Annotated in this window: 15 protein-coding genes; 4 read left to right on the top strand and 11 right to left on the bottom strand. The window is 41.6% G+C overall.

The features are described 5' to 3' along the window. Positions 1 to 17 precede the first annotated feature (17 nt). On the bottom strand, positions 18 to 1,781 hold the full coding sequence (gene dnaG, locus L4F93_RS05160; RefSeq protein ID WP_250351421.1) for a DNA primase: 1,764 nt from the start codon (positions 1,779 to 1,781) through the stop codon (positions 18 to 20). Positions 1,782 to 1,925: 144 nt separating this feature from the next. Next, positions 1,926 to 2,141 carry a 30S ribosomal protein S21 gene (rpsU, locus tag L4F93_RS05155; RefSeq protein ID WP_017805200.1) on the bottom strand — a complete coding sequence of 72 codons (216 nt, stop codon included), beginning with the start codon at positions 2,139 to 2,141 and terminating at the stop codon, positions 1,926 to 1,928. A 237-nt stretch (positions 2,142 to 2,378) separates the two neighbouring features. Here rpsU and tsaD point away from each other — a divergent pair, with 237 nt between their 5' ends. The 4 genes from tsaD (at position 2,379) to L4F93_RS05135 (ending at position 5,118) form a co-directional block, all read left to right on the top strand. Continuing rightward, the gene (tsaD, locus tag L4F93_RS05150) at positions 2,379 to 3,410 is read left to right on the top strand and encodes a tRNA (adenosine(37)-N6)-threonylcarbamoyltransferase complex transferase subunit TsaD (protein WP_250351420.1); all 1,032 of its coding nucleotides are present in this window, start codon (positions 2,379 to 2,381) and stop codon (positions 3,408 to 3,410) included. A gap of 9 nt (positions 3,411 to 3,419) precedes the next feature. Then, positions 3,420 to 3,653, top strand: coding sequence for a hypothetical protein (locus L4F93_RS05145; RefSeq protein WP_250351419.1), 234 nt, complete (start codon positions 3,420 to 3,422; stop codon positions 3,651 to 3,653). A 12-nt stretch (positions 3,654 to 3,665) separates the two neighbouring features. After that, a complete protein-coding gene (locus L4F93_RS05140) occupies positions 3,666 to 4,247 on the top strand; it encodes a thymidine kinase (RefSeq protein ID WP_250351418.1) in 582 nt (193 codons plus the stop codon). Between the two features lie 115 nt (positions 4,248 to 4,362). Further along, on the top strand, positions 4,363 to 5,118 hold the full coding sequence (locus tag L4F93_RS05135; RefSeq protein WP_250351417.1) for a class I SAM-dependent methyltransferase: 756 nt from the start codon (positions 4,363 to 4,365) through the stop codon (positions 5,116 to 5,118). 175 nt (positions 5,119 to 5,293) lie between these two features. On the opposite strand, the gene L4F93_RS05130 is transcribed toward L4F93_RS05135, so the two are convergent. From L4F93_RS05130 to L4F93_RS05090, 9 genes are all read right to left on the bottom strand, one after another. After that, the gene (locus L4F93_RS05130; protein ID WP_250351416.1) at positions 5,294 to 7,090 is read right to left on the bottom strand and encodes a DEAD/DEAH box helicase; all 1,797 of its coding nucleotides are present in this window, start codon (positions 7,088 to 7,090) and stop codon (positions 5,294 to 5,296) included. A 141-nt stretch (positions 7,091 to 7,231) separates the two neighbouring features. Then, the gene (gene nlpI, locus L4F93_RS05125; protein ID WP_250351633.1) at positions 7,232 to 8,128 is read right to left on the bottom strand and encodes a lipoprotein NlpI; all 897 of its coding nucleotides are present in this window, start codon (positions 8,126 to 8,128) and stop codon (positions 7,232 to 7,234) included. Positions 8,129 to 8,232: 104 nt separating this feature from the next. Next, positions 8,233 to 10,368: a polyribonucleotide nucleotidyltransferase gene (gene pnp, locus L4F93_RS05120; RefSeq protein WP_250351415.1), complete on the bottom strand. Its 2,136-nt coding sequence runs from the start codon at positions 10,366 to 10,368 to the stop codon at positions 8,233 to 8,235. Between the two features lie 272 nt (positions 10,369 to 10,640). Then, entirely contained in the window at positions 10,641 to 11,243 is a 603-nt protein-coding gene (locus tag L4F93_RS05115) for a NapC/NirT family cytochrome c (protein WP_250351632.1), read from the bottom strand. Between the two features lie 11 nt (positions 11,244 to 11,254). Continuing rightward, positions 11,255 to 11,686 (bottom strand): nitrate reductase cytochrome c-type subunit, encoded by a 432-nt coding sequence (locus L4F93_RS05110; protein WP_250351414.1) that lies wholly within the window; start codon positions 11,684 to 11,686, stop codon positions 11,255 to 11,257. Position 11,687: 1 nt separating this feature from the next. After that, entirely contained in the window at positions 11,688 to 12,551 is an 864-nt protein-coding gene (gene napH, locus L4F93_RS05105) for a quinol dehydrogenase ferredoxin subunit NapH (protein ID WP_250351413.1), read from the bottom strand. Next, positions 12,551 to 13,303, bottom strand: a complete 753-nt coding sequence (gene napG / locus L4F93_RS05100) for a ferredoxin-type protein NapG (protein ID WP_250351412.1) — start codon at positions 13,301 to 13,303, stop codon at positions 12,551 to 12,553. The genes napH and napG overlap by 1 nt, the downstream gene beginning before the upstream one ends. A gap of 45 nt (positions 13,304 to 13,348) precedes the next feature. After that, positions 13,349 to 15,829, bottom strand: a complete 2,481-nt coding sequence (napA, locus tag L4F93_RS05095; RefSeq protein ID WP_250351411.1) for a nitrate reductase catalytic subunit NapA — start codon at positions 15,827 to 15,829, stop codon at positions 13,349 to 13,351. A gap of 26 nt (positions 15,830 to 15,855) precedes the next feature. After that, the gene (locus L4F93_RS05090; RefSeq protein ID WP_250351410.1) at positions 15,856 to 16,146 is read right to left on the bottom strand and encodes a chaperone NapD; all 291 of its coding nucleotides are present in this window, start codon (positions 16,144 to 16,146) and stop codon (positions 15,856 to 15,858) included. Positions 16,147 to 16,420: the final 274 nt, after the last annotated feature.

Here is a 16,420-nt window from a genome sequence, read left to right as displayed (position 1 = left end):
CCGTTATGTTGGATTAACTATTTATTTTGCTGTTTTTTCAATAATAATTGTGCAAGTGTGTGCCGTTCTTGTTCATTTAAGCCTTCTGTGCGTGCTTTTGCGATAAGCATTTCGATATTTTTCTCCATCAGTTGCAAATAAAAAGAACGCAAGGTTTCACGAAATGTGTCTTCGATTTTATCCTCATCGACTAAATGATCCCACACGGCAAGAATTTCAAGGGGGCGAAAATGCTCAGTATCACGGTAATGTTCTAAAATTTGTGCCGTCGTCATCCCCACTCGTTCACGACAAAGTGCGGTGATTTTTTCAAACAAATCTAGCCCTGCCTCATTGAGTACCGACAAGGCACTTAAATTCTCTGGCACAATGTGGATCAACTCAGGATTTTGTAATAGCAAAGCAATCAGCACACGCATTGGTGTGCGTTTTACCACATTTTGCTTCGGCGTTGATGAGGTATTCTCTTTTTGTGCGGGGATTAAATGCTCAATCTGCGTTTCATTAAAGATCCCCAATTTTTGCGCCAAAAGCTTACGCAGAGATAAACGTAGCAATTCCCCCGGAATTCGGTTAATCAATGGTACCGCAAGCGCAGCCAGTTTTCCCTTGCCTTCTTTACTTGAAAAATCCACCTGTGAACTCAGTGTGGCAAATAGAAAATCGCTCAGAGGCTGTGCTTGACGAATATAATCCTCAAACCCTTCTTTACCATACTGACGAATGAAGGTATCAGGATCTTCGCCATCAGGTAAGAAAATAAACTTAATTTGCCGTCCATCTTCTAAAAAAGGCAACGCATTTTCTAACGCTCGCCACGCTGCATCACGCCCAGCACGGTCAGCATCGTAACAACAAATAATCTGTTCACTAGAACGAAATGCGAGCTGAATTTGCTCAGGCGTTGTCGCTGTGCCTAAAGACGCAACGGCATAATCTACTCCAAATTGAGCAAGCGCCACCACATCCATATAACCTTCTACCACCAGCAACATTTCAGGACTATCATTAACTTGCAATGCTTCAAACAAGCCATAAAGCTCGTTGCCTTTGTGGTAAGTCATACTTTCTGGTGAATTCAAATATTTTGGTTTTTCATCCCCTAACACGCGTCCACCAAACGCGATGGTTCGCCCGCGACGATCACGGATAGGAAACATAATGCGATTACGAAAACGATCATAAACATCTTGCTTTTCGTTGCGCGATAACATTCCCACATCAAACAATTTTTGGCGAGCATCTTGATTGCCTCCAAACTGTTTAAGCACCGCATTAAACTGATTCGGTGAAAAACCGATTTGAAAACGTTCAATCACCTCAGCAGATAAACCACGTTTTTGCACATAAGATTGCGCGGGAATATGATGCGCAAGTTGCTGATGATAAAATACTGCAATTTCTTGCATTAGCTGGTAAAGATCTTTCTTAGTGCGATAACTCGCTTGGGGTTTGCCTTTGTTATCCAAGTGCGGTGATTTTTCATAAGGAATTTCCAGCCCTAAATGATTGGCAAGTTCTTCTACTGCCTCGATGAATTCGAGCTTATCATATTCCATTAAAAAATTAATCGCATTACCGTGTGCGTGGCAGCCAAAACAATGGTAAAACTGCTTTTTAGGGCTTACGGTAAAGGAAGGCGTTTTCTCGTGATGAAAAGGACAACAAGCCTGAAATTCACGCCCTGCTTTTTTCAGCTTAACCCGTGAATTAATTAATTCGACAATATCGGTTCTGGCAAGAAGATCATCAATAAATGAACGTGGAATATGGCCTGCCACAATAATTTCCTCTCATTTCAATCAATGTAGATTTAGAAAGACATACCTAAGATAATAAGAAATGACAGAGCTAAAAACAACAAAACCGTGATTCCAAAAGGTTTCACGGCCTGCTTAACTCGAGTTTAATTAAAAAATTTTTAATTAGTATAAACGTACATTACGTGCATTCTCACGAGCAACGCGTTTTGCGTGGCGTTTAGCACGAGTTGCGTTTTCACGTTTACGAATTGTTGTTGGTTTTTCGTAAAATTCACGGCTACGAACTTCCGCTAAGATTCCTGCCTTTTCGCAAGAGCGTTTGAAACGACGTAATGCTACGTCAAATGATTCATTTTCACGAACTTTAATTACCGGCATAAGCCATCACCTCAATATGGATTAATATTTTGCAAAATTTAGACCGTTTTGATAAACGGCTTATTTAAACTAATAAGGGTCGCAATTCTAATTCAAATTAAGCGCAAAAGCAAAGAAAAGATCCAATTTTTGTTGAAATTCTGCTTTTCGCTGAAAGGAAAAATGATCGCCAGCTGGTGAAAAGACAATAAACAGGGTAAAATCACCCCAATTTTTCCTATACCAAAGAGAGAAAAAATGCGAATTTTAGGCATTGAAACATCTTGTGATGAAACAGGTGTGGCGATTTATGATGAAAATAATGGACTTATCGCCAACCAACTTTACACCCAAATTGCCTTGCACGCCGATTATGGTGGAGTTGTACCTGAATTAGCATCACGCGACCATATCCGTAAAACCGCTCCGTTAATTCAAGCTGCATTAGCACAAGCAAATCTAACCGCCAGTGATATTGATGGTATTGCTTATACTTGCGGGCCCGGACTGGTGGGCGCATTATTGGTTGGCTCAACCATTGCGCGTGCTTTGGCTTATGCGTGGAATGTGCCAGCCATTGGGATTCATCATATGGAAGGGCATTTACTCGCCCCAATGTTAGAAGAAAATGCACCGCACTTTCCTTTTGTTGCCTTGTTGGTATCAGGCGGTCATACTCAGCTTGTACGGGTTGATCGCGTAGGACAATATGAAGTGCTTGGCGAAAGTATTGATGATGCTGCAGGCGAAGCCTTTGATAAAACAGCGAAATTACTTGGTTTGGATTATCCTGGGGGGGCGGCATTGGCACGCTTAGCGGAAAAAGGCACGTCTAATCGCTTTACTTTTCCACGCCCAATGACAGATCGCCCCGGCCTTGATTTTAGTTTTTCTGGCTTAAAAACCTTTGCGGCAAATACCATCAATCAAACCATTAAAGAAGAAGGAACACTCACCGAGCAAAGCAAAGCAGATATTGCTTATGCGTTCCAACAGGCGGTGGTAGAAACCTTAGTGATTAAATGCCGCAGAGCCTTGAAAGAAACGGGCTTTAAACGCTTGGTTATTGCAGGTGGGGTGAGTGCTAATCAACAATTACGCCAAGCCTTGGCAGAATTAATGGTACAGTTGGGTGGGGAAGTTTTTTACCCACAACCGCAATTTTGTACGGATAACGGGGCAATGATTGCCTATACAGGATTTTTACGCCTGAAACACGGTGAGCATTCACCATTAGAAATTGAAGTGAAACCACGTTGGGCGATGACAGAATTAAACGAAATTAAATAAGGAGCATTTATGCAATCTCACCAATCTAACGCAATGCGTGCCGCTGGCATCGGCTGCGTGCTTATGCTTATCGCTATCGCTGTTGTCTTGATCAAATTACCGACTGCACAGGTGATGGATCTACTTACCCTTGCAGGACAATGGGTAGGGCAAGGCACTACTGTTGGCATTTTTATGCTTGCCACGCTCCCACCATTGACGGGGCTGGTGTTTTACTTTATTTGGAAATGGCTAACAAAATAACCGCACTTTATTATGGCTAAACTTTATTTTTATTATTCTACGATGAATGCGGGCAAATCCACGACCCTGCTACAATCAGATTACAACTACCGTGAAAGGCAAATGAATACGCTGGTTTACACCGCTGCCATTGATGATCGCTTTGGGGTGGGCAAGGTAACCTCTCGCATTGGGATTAGCCAGCAAGCGAAATTGTTCCATAAAGAAACGGATCTTTTTGCCGACATTGCCCTGCACCTTGAACAAGAAAGTCTGCATTGTATTTTGGTGGACGAAGCACAATTCCTCACCAAAGCGCAGGTTTATCAACTAAGCGATGTGGTGGATAAATTACATATACCCGTTTTATGTTATGGATTACGCACCGACTTTCAAGCGGAACTCTTTGAGGGTAGTAAATATTTACTTGCTTGGGCTGATCAGCTAGAAGAATTAAAAACCATCTGCCATTGTGGACGCAAAGCCAATTTCGTATTGCGTTTGAATGATCAGGGTGAAGTGGTCAAAGATGGCGCGCAAATTCAAATTGGTGGCAATAATCATTATGTTTCCATATGCCGTCGTCATTACAAAGAAAAAATTGAACAGGCATAAAACAGACCATTTTTTCACCGCACTTTATTTGTAAACAAGAATTGATCGCATTTAACTAGGAAGGACACAGGAAAGCTGATATAGTTGAATGATGATTAATCCTAAGGGAGGTAATATGAAAAAAGAAGAAATGGGACATAATTTTCTTGCCCGATTAGGCAAAACACGTTTACGCCCGGGCGGGCGCAAAGCCACAGAATGGCTGATTGCTAACGGCGATTTCAACGCGCATAAAAAAGTCTTAGAAGTGGCGTGCAATATGGGAACAACGGCCATTGAGTTAGCCAGTAAATTTGGCTGCCATATTGAAGGTGTGGATCTTGATGAAAACGCATTAGAGAAAGCAAGAAAAAATATCGCTGAAAAAGGGCTACAAGATAAAATTCACGTTCAACGTGCCAACGCAATGAAATTGCCCTTTGCCGATAACAGTTTTGACATCGTTATCAATGAAGCAATGCTCACAATGCTACCAGTGGAAGCCAAAATTAAAGCGGTACGCGAATATTATCGCGTTCTCAAGCCCAACGGCTTTTTGCTCACTCACGATGTCCTTCTTACCACAGACGATGCAGACAAGGTGCTCCAACAGTTACGCGAAGCCATTAACGTTACCGTAACCCCATTGACAAAACAGAACTGGAAATCACTCTTTTTAGACGCAGGATTTCGCAACGTGGAAACCTATTCGGGCAAGATGAGCTTACTTTCTCCAACAGGAATGATTTATGACGAAGGGGTATTCGGCACAGCCAAAATTATCCGCAATGCCTTAAAGCCAGAAAATCGCCCAACATTTACAAAAATGTTTAAGGTTTTCAATGATCCTGAGAAAAAATTAGGCTTTATCGCCCTATGTAGTCAGAAATAAATTAAGCGGAAATCCTCCGCCCTTATCACACTAAAGTGCGGGGATTTTTTAGTGAATTTTGGTTTTTATACAAACAAATTTATGTGCAAGTTCCCGCTTTACGGAAAATGTACCGTCTTATATTTTACTATAAAAATAAAAAATAGCCCCAAGGGGCTATTTTCAACAACTAAAATTATCTTTTTCTTGAACGAGATTTAAAACCGCCTTCATCAAAAGTGCGGTGATTTTTTTCTTTAAATTTGCGTTCACCTTTGCCGCGGGCAAAACGCTCATCAGCGCGACTTTTGCCTTTTCCAGAAAAGCCTTTTCCTTTCCCCTCGCCCCCTTTCACTTCACCAAGGAAAGACATTTGCATTGGTTTGTTCATTACACGAGTTTTCGCGAAATGATTGAGCAATTCTTTCGGCATTCCTTGTGGTAATTCAATGGTGGAATGACTATCGTAAAGTTTGATATGCCCAATATAACGGCTGTTAATATCCCCTTCATTGGCAATGGCACCAACAATATGACGCACTTCAACACCATCTAAACGTCCAACTTCAATGCGGTATAAATCCATCGGCTGCGGATTACCATAGCCACGGCGTTCAGCTGAACGTGGATTCTCACGGCGGCTACGCTCCCTTGGGGTATGTTTATCAAATACAGGATCTGGTGGGAGAATTAATTTTTGTTTACCTTGTAATAGCATTAGCATTGCAGCAGCAATATCTTCCTGATCTTGATCAGCGGTGAATAGATCTTCTAATAAGCTACGATATTGTTCTAGATCGTGATGCTCTAGCTGTTTGGTAATTTGTGCCACAAATTTTTTACGACGGCAAGCCTGTAATGCTTCGTGGTTTGGAATTTCCACTTCTTCAATTGGCTTTTTGGTTAAGCGTTCAATATTTTTTAACAAGCGGTTTTCTCTTGGTTCAACAAAAAGTAAAGCTCGCCCTGCGCGTCCTGCACGACCAGTTCGCCCAATACGGTGAACATAACTTTCTGCATCAAGAGGAATATCATAATTTACCACTAAACTAATACGCTCAACATCCAGACCACGCGCAGCAACATCAGTTGCAACTAAAATATCTAAGCTTCCGCTACGTAAACGTTCAAGGGTTTGCTCACGCAATTGTTGCGTCATATCCCCATTTAATGCAGCGGCACGGAAGCCGTGTTTTTCCAGTAACTCAGTAATATCAAGGGTGGCAGTTTTAGTACGTGCAAAGATAATCGCCGCATCAAATTCTTCCACTTCAAGAAAACGTAATAATGCCTCGTTTTTACGAAATCCGCGAACATACCAACAGCTCTGTGTAATATCCGGTGCGGTGCGTTGTGTAGATTGAATTTTCACCTCTTTTGGCTCGTGCATAAAGCGTTTCGTAATACGGCGAATAGGTTCGGGCATTGTTGCCGAAAATAAGGCTGTTTGATGCTTCTCTGGCAGTGCTGCCATTACTGTTTCCACATCGTCAATAAAGCCCATACGTAACATTTCATCTGCTTCATCTAAAACAATGGCTTTTAACTCAGAAAGATCGAGGGTGTTACGTCTAAGGTGATCTAAAATACGCCCCGGTGTCCCCACCACCACTTGTGCCCCTTGTTTTAAGGCGCGCAATTGAATGTCATAACGTTGTCCACCGTAAAGGGTAACAATATTGATGCCTTTGGCATATTTCATAAATTGCTCACAAGCATCTGCCACTTGAATAGCAAGCTCGCGGGTTGGTGCCATCACTAACATTTGTGGCATTTTTTTATTTGGCTCAATTTGAGCTAAGAGTGGGAGAGAAAAAGCAGCGGTTTTTCCACTCCCTGTTTGTGCCATTCCCAGCACATCATCACCCGCCAAAAGGTGAGGGATACAAGCCTGTTGGATTGGTGAAGGGGATTCAAATCCCATATCTGTTACAGCATTAAGGATAAATTCAGGAAGTCCTAAATCATTAAAAGTGATGTTTGTTTCAGTCATTAAAATACTCGAATATAAAAGGAAAGCTCAATTACTTTCAGTTTGGCAAAGCCGAGGTGTTACTAATAGATAGCAGCTTTGCGGATAACATTGTTGAAAATTTTTACGTTTTACAACACCAAATCTAGGTAAATACCTAGCTTATTTTGCTTGCTGACGTTTTAATTTCGCCAATTCAAGCACTGCAAAACGATACTCAACAAAGTTATACACCTGATTCGCTATGGTCAGTTTAAACAGATTTTCTGCTTTTTCTTTTTGACCCAAATTGAGTTGTTGTTTTGCTAGATAAAAATAGGTTTCGGTCAATACTTCGGCATAAGGGATTTTTTGCGTTTCAGCAAATTCTCTCCCTTGCTGTTGTAGCTCTGCAAGCGATAACTGACCTAAATAATATTGCACAATATAACTGCCCCACTGCTTTTGCGAGAGTGCAGGGGCTTGTTGTGCTAACTGCTGTTTAGCCTTTTTAGGATTGATTTCTAGTTCATTGAGGTATAACCATAATGCACGGTAAGCATCGCTTTGATCTTGTTGATAAAACTGCAAAAAGTCCTGCTGTGCAAGTGGGTAACGCGCTATATAATAAAAACCTAAACCTCGATTGAATAAGCTATATTCATCTTTTGGATTAAATTCCAATGCCACATTAAACGCTTCTAAAGCCTCATCATAATTTTCATTAATAAGCTGATAGACGCCTAAATAATCATAAAGTGCGGCATTTTTTGGCTGAAAAATTAAAGACTGCAAAAAGTCATAACGTGCTAATCCCCAAAGACCAAGAGCGTCATACAGCACGCCTCGCTCAAAATGTAAGGAAGCACGATCTTTTTTATCCATTCCGCCAATTTGTAATACTTGGCTAATCCGAGCAATCATAATTTCTTGCTCAAGATGGCCATTTGGTGTCTGCGTCGCAATGAGCAATTTATTTTTTGCCATAAATGGTTGCGAATCTACACAGCCGACAAGTAACAACGTAAAACACCAGATTGAAAACAACCTGAAAGATTTTATACGCCAATTACATTGCATCATTGTTTAGCCTTAGTTTTTTAGCTTAAGTATGCCTGACTGACAATGTCAGCCAGTTTTCCATTAAGGAAAATAGCTCCCTAACAAGTAGGGAGCAGAGTTTGTTATTCTTGCTCGCTCACGTCAAGCACAATCTCTTCTGATTGGCTTGTTTCTTGTTTTGGAGCAATATCTTTCATCGTTAAACGGATACGACCTTGACGATCAATTTCAACCACTTTCACGCTCACTTCCTGACCAACAGTCAAGTAATCACTTACTTTCTCTACACGTTCATCAGCAATTTGTGAAATGTGAACTAAGCCTTCTTTATTGCCTACTAATGAAACAAATGCACCGAAATCAGCAAGGCGAGTTACTTTACCTTGATAGATTGCACCTGCTTCCACTTCCGCAGTGATATCTTCAATGCGAGCCATTACTTCTTTCACCGCATTATTATCCACGGCTGCGATTTTCACTGTACCGTCATCATCAATATCAATCGAGGTACCCGTTTCTTCCGTTAATGAGCGGATCACAGCGCCACCTTTACCGATCACATCTTTAATTTTCTTCGGATCGATTTTCATCGTGTGAATACGCGGTGCAAAATCTGAAATATCTTCACGCGGTGCGGGAATGGCTTGTTCCATTACACCAAGAATGTGCATTCTTGCCCCTTTCGCTTGATTAAGCGCAATTTGCATAATTTCAGGCGTAATTCCTTCAATTTTGATATCCATTTGCAGTGCAGTTACCCCTTCGCGTGTCCCTGCAACTTTAAAGTCCATATCACCTAAGTGATCTTCATCACCTAAAATATCAGAAAGCACGACAAATTTTTCGTCTTCTTTCACTAAGCCCATTGCAATACCCGCAACCGCCGCTTTAATTGGTACACCTGCATCCATTAAAGCTAATGATGCACCACATACTGAAGCCATTGATGAAGAACCATTTGATTCGGTAATTTCAGAAACAACACGAACAACATAGGGGAATTCGCTCAAACTAGGCATTACCGCAGCCACCCCACGTTTTGCCAAGCGACCGTGACCAATCTCACGACGTTTTGGTGAGCCGATCATACCCGTTTCACCCACAGAATATGGCGGGAAGTTGTAGTGGAATAAGAAATGATCGGTTTTTTCACCGGTTAATTCATCAATAATTTGTGCATCACGCTCTGTACCTAAGGTTGCCACTGCCAACGCTTGAGTTTCACCACGAGTGAAAATCGCTGAACCATGTGTACGTGGTAATACACCGGTACAAATATCCAGCGCACGCACCGTATCCACGGTACGACCGTCAATACGAGGCTCACCATTTAAAATGCGTGAACGAACGATTTGACTTTCAAGTGCGGTAATAATATCAACAATTTTTCCTTCGCTGATGCTTTCATCTTCCGCTGTGAGTTGGCTCACAACATCTGCTTTAATCGCATCAATTTGCTCATAACGTGATTGTTTTTCGGTAATACGATAAGCATCGCCTAAACGGCTTTCGGCTAATGCTTTCACTTTATCAATCAACGCGGTATCTGGTGCTGGAGGCTGCCAATCCCAACGAGGTTTACCTGCTTCTTGAGCAAATTCTTTAATCGCTTCAATCACCACTTGTTGCTGTTGATGACCGAACACCACTGCGGCTAACATTTGTTCTTCGGTTAAAATATCCGCTTCCGATTCCACCATTAATACGGCTTTATCAGTGCCTGCTACCACTAAGTCTAAACGGCTTTGTTTTTGTTCGCTCGTGGTTGGGTTTAAAACAAATTGACCATCAATAAAACCAACGCGCGCCGCACCAATTGGTCCGTTAAATGGCACGCCTGAAAGAGTAAGTGCCGCAGAAGCCCCTATCATCGCGACTAAATCAGGGCTAATTTGTGGATTTACCGAAACCACGGTTGCCACGATTTGAATTTCGTTGAAAAAGCCTTCAGGGAATAATGGACGAATTGGACGATCGATTAAACGAGCAATTAAGGTTTCGCCTTCTGATGGACGGCCTTCACGTTTGAAAAATCCTCCTGGAATACGTCCCGCTGCATAAGTACGCTCTTGATAATTTACCGTTAATGGGAAGAAATCTTGTCCTTCTTTAACCTCTTTTTTCGCTACCACAGTAACGAAAACGCTGGTATCGTCCATACTCGCCATCACTGCTGCCGTGGCTTGACGGGCAATTGCACCGGTTTCTAAGGTTACCGTGTGCTGACCATATTTAAATTGTTTAACAATTGGATTCACAATATTTTCCTTTCAATTAAATGAAATAAGTGCGGAATATTCCGCGTGAAATGCTTTTCGTAAATCAACCTTTTATCTAACCAGTTGATTTTACTACTTTTCCCAATTGCGACTAGCAAAAATCATCTCAAAAAAAGACCGCACTTAATCTCTTACCAAAGATCATTTTTGATAGCCGCACGCCAACGGGAAAATAAAAGCCCTGCTATTATACAGGGCTTTTTCGTTTATTGATACCAATTCAACCAAATATCTTTTTCGCTGAGGAAAAATTAGTGTTCTTTGCTACCTTCAGCTTTCTCTGGAAGGAAACCTGATCTCACGTCTTTCATATTCGGTAAGTGGTGAGCAATCCCTTTATGGCAATCAATACAGGTTTTCCCTTCTTTAATCGCCATCGCGTGCATTTTCTCTGCCACTGTTTTTTGTTGCGTGAAATCCATTGCTTCAAAATTATGACAGTTGCGACATTCTTGTGAGTTATTGGCTTTCATTCTTGCCCATTCACGTTCTGCCATTTCTAGACGAGCAGCTTCAAATTTTTCTTTGGTGTCCACTTTACCTGTAAGGTGTGCATAAACTTCTGTTGCTGCTTTGATTTTTCTTGCCCATTTAGGAATAAATTCGTGCGGTAAATGGCAGTTCGCACAAGTAGCTTTCACGCCTGTGCGATTCATATAATGCACAGATTGGCGATATTCTGGTACAACATCATTCATATGACAGCTTGAACAGAATTCTTCCGTATTGGTATGTTCAAGAGCGGTGTTAAATCCTCCCCAAAAGAGAATACCAGCAATAAACGATAACGTGATTAAAACACCGACTGCCATACGACTCGGTGAGCGAAACCAATGCCAAAACTTTTTGATCAATTTCAACATTTTTATTCTCCGTAACCTTTCATAGGTTTAAATTCATTTGGCACGATTGGCTCGACATCCGACTGTGAAACGTGGCATTGCAAGCAGAAATAACGTCTTGGTGAGGTTTCACCGCCGACAATATTGCCTTGGCGATCCATAAAGTGCGTTGGGCTAATGCGTGTTGCCCCTGTAATGCGTGATGCTTCAACACTGTGGCAGTTTAAGCACTGATTGACATTTTTCGTCACTTGATAATTTTTCACACTATGTGGAATTGTTGGTGGCTGATTGACATAGTTAAGTGCTGGCAGCTCACTTTGTTTTGGTACATTGTGGAAAGCTGGCTTCACATCTTCTGCCGCCCCTTGTAAATAGTTGTCAATTTTATCTTCCGCAGCCATTACGCTGGTGGCGAAAAGTGCGGTTAAAATTACTAAGGTTTTTTTAATCATTTTATTCCCCCGAATGATTAAATCTAGTGGTAAAAGTAAATACATTTTCAGCACAAACATCAATGCAACGTCCGCAACTGATACAATCTTTAGAAAGTACGAGCAGGCTTTCATCTTTTTTGCCGTGCAATGGGCTGCGTAACACTTGTGGCTCAGGGCAAACATTGTAGCAATCCATACAATTATCACAGCGTGAGCGATCAATGACTTTAATACGCGCAATGCTTTTCGCACCAATTAAGCCATAAGTCGCCCCGATAGGGCATAAATGCCCACACCAGCCATGCTCTGCAATCAATAAATCAAATAAAAATATCGCTAAAATTAACCAAGTTGTTGCACCAAAGCCATAAATTAACGCACGTCCAAATGCACTCACTGGGTTGATCCATTCCCACAACATAATGCCACTCATTGCACTGCCGATAAGAATCATCAATAAAATACCGTAGCGTAATCCACGTGGGATTTTGGCATTTTGCCGAATGCCTAATTTACGTCTTAACCAAGCTGCACTGTCGGTAACAAGGTTTAACGGGCAAACCCAGCCACAAAATATTTTGCTCCCTAACAAAGCATAAAGGGCGATCACAATACTCGCACCAAGTAGCGTTGTGAAGTTTGGTAAATGGCCTGTTGCAAGGCTTTCTGCGGTAATGAGGGGATCACTCATTGGGATTAAATCTAAAAATAGACTCCCACTATAATTGCCACGCAAAATCCACACACCAAGCCAAGGGCCACTTAGAAACATTGCGAGAATGCTTAACTGGGTTAAACGACGCCAAAACAAAAAGCGATTAGCACGCCATAAACCAAGCTTTTCTCTTGCTTCTCTTCCTGCATATTTCGGTGAATTTGCCATTAACGCCCCTCCGGTTTGCGTACAGGTAAAGAAATCATATCCTCAGGGGCAAGAGAATGCCCAGCCTTTTCTTTTTCTTGCCAACCTAAGCGATAATGTTTACCCAACATTCCTTTTGCTAAAGAGAGAGGTAACACTTTAATTGCCGCCTCGTCCAGTACACAGGCCTCTTCACATTTTCCGCAACCTGTGCAAGCATCAGAATGCACAGTTGGGATAAATAATGCGTGTTTACCCGTGCGATCATTACGTTGCATTTCTAACGTGATCGCTTTGTCAATAAGCGGACAAACGCGATAACACACATCACAGCGTAAGCCTTGCCAATTTAAGCAAGTTTCGTGATCTAGCAACACCGATAAACCCATTCGAGCGTCATTAATATTATCCTGTGTAGAATCTAACGCCCCACTTGGACAGGCTTTTGCACAAGGAATATCTTCACACATTTCGCAAGGTTTCTCCCGTGCGATAAAGTAAGGTGTGCCAGCTTCCATAGGTGAAAGCAAGGAAGCAAGGTGTAACATTTCATAAGGACAGGCTTGCACACATTGTCCGCAGCGAATACAGGCAGCGGCGAATTTTTTCTCATCTTCAAGGGCAAACGGTGGACGTAATGCCACGCCTTGACGTGCAAGGCTTTGCTCTTGTTGAAGTCCGAGTAAAATGCCAAGACCTCCTAATCCGCCCGCAGTACGAGCAGCGTCTTTAAAAAATTTACGGCGTTCCGGTGTTTGGGTTAATTTTTTCATCGTTTTTTCACCGCACTTTAGCTATATCAAAGTGCGGTTATTTTTTTAAGCTTTTTCCACTTTAACGGCACATTTTTTGAAGTCCGTTTCTTTAGAAATAGGATCGGTTGCATCTAACGTAAGTTTATTAGCAAGCTGACCTGCATCAAAGAAAGTGGTAAAGACTAAGCCTTCAGGACATTTATTACGTCCACGGGTATCCACATAAGAAATAATTTCACCGCGACGTGAAGACACTTTGATCTTATCACCGTGACGTAATCCCCGTTTTTTCGCATCATTTGGGTGCATCCAAACGACGTTATTCGGGAATGAACGGTGTAATTCAGGAACACGGCGAGTCATTGTGCCAGTATGCCAATGTTCTAATACACGCCCCGTAGATAACCATAAATCATATTCTTCATCAGGCACTTCCGCTGGTGGCTCATAAGGAACCGCTAAGATCACGGCACGTTTGTCAGGCTGACCATAGAATGCTACGCCTTCACCAGCTTTGACATAAGGATCATAGCCTTCACGATAACGCCACAATGTTTCTTTGCCATCAACCACAGGCCAACGTAAACCACGCGCTTTATGATAGAGATCATAATCTGCTAAATCATGCCCATGTCCACGACCGAAAGAGGCATATTCTTCAAATAATCCTTTTTGAATGTAGAAACCAAAATCATAAGCTTCATCATTTAGGCGATCATTTAGCTCTGCATTAGAATATTTATCTACATTACCGTTACGGTATAACACCTCATATAATGTTTTGCCTTTAAATTCTGGATTTGCATCTAAAATGTCAGCGGGCCAGACTTCATCCGTTGTGAAGTATTTTGAAAATTCTACTAATTGCCATAAGTCAGATTTTGCTTCACCCGGTGCTTTCACTTGCTGACGCCATACTTGTGTGCGGCGTTCGGCATTACCGTAAGCCCCTTCTTTTTCTACCCACATTGCGGTTGGTAACATTAAATCTGCAGCTAATGCGGAGACTGTTGGATAGGGATCGGAAACCACGATAAAGTTTTCAGGATTACGCCAACCCGGGAAAGTTTCTTGATTGATATTTGGGCCACCTTGCATATTGTTAGTACACATTTGCCATAACACACGCATTTTGCCATCTTTTAATGCACGGCTTTGTGCCACAGCGTGATAGCCTAGTTTATCGGTGATCACACCTGCTGGAATTTTCCACGTTTTCTCTGCTTTAGCACGATGTTCAGGTTTTGTTACCACCATATCAGCGGGTAAGCGGTGGATAAAGGTACCTACTTCACGCGCGGTACCACAAGCAGATGGCTGACCGGTTAATGAGAATGGTCCACAGCCCGGAATGGAGATTTTCCCAGTTAATAAGTGAATGTTATAAATCAAGTGGTTTGCCCACACACCACGCGTATGTTGGTTAAAGCCCATTGTCCAGAACGAAACAATTTTGCGTTTTGGATCGGCATAAAGCTGCGCCAAACTTTCAAGTTGCTCTTTTGGTACGCCTGACATTTCGTGTGCTTTATCAAGGGTATATTCAGACACAAGGGCTTTGAGTTCTTCAAAGTTACTGTCATACATTTTACCGCTATTAGCATTTTTTGCTGCTTTCTGGCGCGGATCGCTATCACGCAAGCCATAACCAATATCGGTTTCACCACGTTTAAATTTAGTATGTTTATTAACGAAATCCCAATTAATGGCATCATTTTGAATTAAATAATTAATGATGTAGTTCAAGATCACTAAATCTGATTGTGGTGTGAAAACCATTCCATTATCGGCAAGTTCAAAACTACGATGCTCAAAGGTAGAAAGCACGGCCACTTTAACATCAGGATTAGATAAACGGCGATCAGAAATACGCGACCATAAAATTGGGTGCATTTCTGCCATATTTGAACCCCATAACACGAAAGCTTCCGCTTCTTCAATATCGTTATAGCAACCCATCGGCTCATCAATACCAAAGGTACGCAAAAATGCAACCGCCGCAGAAGCCATACAATGACGCGCATTTGGATCAATATTATTAGAACGGAAACCGGCTTTCCAAAGTTTGGCTTTCGCGTAACCTTCAAAAATGGTGCTTTGCCCAGAGGTGAACATTCCCACTCCATTCGGTCCACGTTCTTTCATTGCCGCCAAGAATTTTTCTTTCATCGTTTTGAAAGCGGTATCCCAAGTTACTGGCGTGAAATCACCATTTTTATCATATTTACCGTCTTTCATACGTAACATTGGCTGAGTTAGACGGTCTTTTCCATACATAATTTTTGGTAAGAAGTAACCTTTAATACAGTTTAATCCACGGTTTACTTCCGCATCAGGATCCCCTTGTGATGCCACAACACGTCCATTTTGCGTACCAATTAATACTCCACAGCCTGTACCACAGAAACGGCAAACACCCTTGTCCCATTTGATACTGTTATCCTGTGTGGCTTCCACATTTTTTACTGGAATGGTTAATCCAGCAACCGCCGCAGCGGCAACGGCTGCATTGGTTTTCATAAAGTCTCGGCGACTTAAATTCATCTCATTTCCCCCACGAGTATGATTAATTATTCATCATTGCCTTCATCTTGTTGATGATAGACTAAAGATACGGTAATCACGCCATCAATATTGCGCGCTTGCTCCATTTGCTCGAGCAAAAGATGTTGATCGTGCGATTGCATCACCACCACCAACTTGCCTTTTTCAACATCTTCGGCAGGCACTTCGGTATAAGGTACAGCTAAAAGTGCGGTCTTAATTTTTTCAATTTTTTGCGGATTACATTGAACAATCACGCCACAAACGTGCCAATCTTCCGCTTTATCCATTGGGATAGTCGAGTGTTTATTTAACATTTTTATTCCTGTGGATATATCATATATTGAGTGCTAGTAGGTTCACTCAATTTTATTTAAATGGTGATATTGACCACGACTCAAATAACTTTTACTAGGCTTACTATTTTCTTGAGGGATTGATCTATTTTTAATAACCTAAATTAAGTATTTATCCGATTAAAAACTAATTTATTGTTTTAGATCAAAATTATTCCAGTATCAGATAAGGGGATAAATTACTTTCTTTAACTCATTGACTAACATTTCTATGAAAAAAGAATTTTTTTGTTAA

Origin of the sequence: Avibacterium sp. 20-132, from assembly GCF_023611925.1 — a bacterium.
Classification (GTDB): domain Bacteria; phylum Pseudomonadota; class Gammaproteobacteria; order Enterobacterales; family Pasteurellaceae; genus Avibacterium.
This window is presented reverse-complemented; position numbering and strand designations above follow the sequence as displayed.

Bases quoted from the DNA above. Each gene is read 5' to 3' on its own strand.
- napG (WP_250351412.1), bottom strand. From the start codon at position 13,303: ATGAAAAAATTAACCCAAACACCGGAACGCCGTAAATTTTTTAAAGAC.
- nlpI (WP_250351633.1), bottom strand. From the start codon at position 8,128: ATGCAATGTAATTGGCGTATAAAATCTTTCAGGTTGTTTTCAATCTGG.
- L4F93_RS05135 (WP_250351417.1), top strand. From the start codon at position 4,363: ATGAAAAAAGAAGAAATGGGACATAATTTTCTTGCCCGATTAGGCAAA.
- L4F93_RS05145 (WP_250351419.1), top strand. From the start codon at position 3,420: ATGCAATCTCACCAATCTAACGCAATGCGTGCCGCTGGCATCGGCTGC.
- L4F93_RS05130 (WP_250351416.1), bottom strand. From the start codon at position 7,090: ATGACTGAAACAAACATCACTTTTAATGATTTAGGACTTCCTGAATTT.
- L4F93_RS05110 (WP_250351414.1), bottom strand. From the start codon at position 11,686: ATGATTAAAAAAACCTTAGTAATTTTAACCGCACTTTTCGCCACCAGC.
- rpsU (WP_017805200.1), bottom strand. From the start codon at position 2,141: ATGCCGGTAATTAAAGTTCGTGAAAATGAATCATTTGACGTAGCATTA.
- napA (WP_250351411.1), bottom strand. From the start codon at position 15,829: ATGAATTTAAGTCGCCGAGACTTTATGAAAACCAATGCAGCCGTTGCC.
- napH (WP_250351413.1), bottom strand. From the start codon at position 12,551: ATGGCAAATTCACCGAAATATGCAGGAAGAGAAGCAAGAGAAAAGCTT.
- L4F93_RS05090 (WP_250351410.1), bottom strand. From the start codon at position 16,146: ATGTTAAATAAACACTCGACTATCCCAATGGATAAAGCGGAAGATTGG.
- tsaD (WP_250351420.1), top strand. From the start codon at position 2,379: ATGCGAATTTTAGGCATTGAAACATCTTGTGATGAAACAGGTGTGGCG.
- L4F93_RS05140 (WP_250351418.1), top strand. From the start codon at position 3,666: ATGGCTAAACTTTATTTTTATTATTCTACGATGAATGCGGGCAAATCC.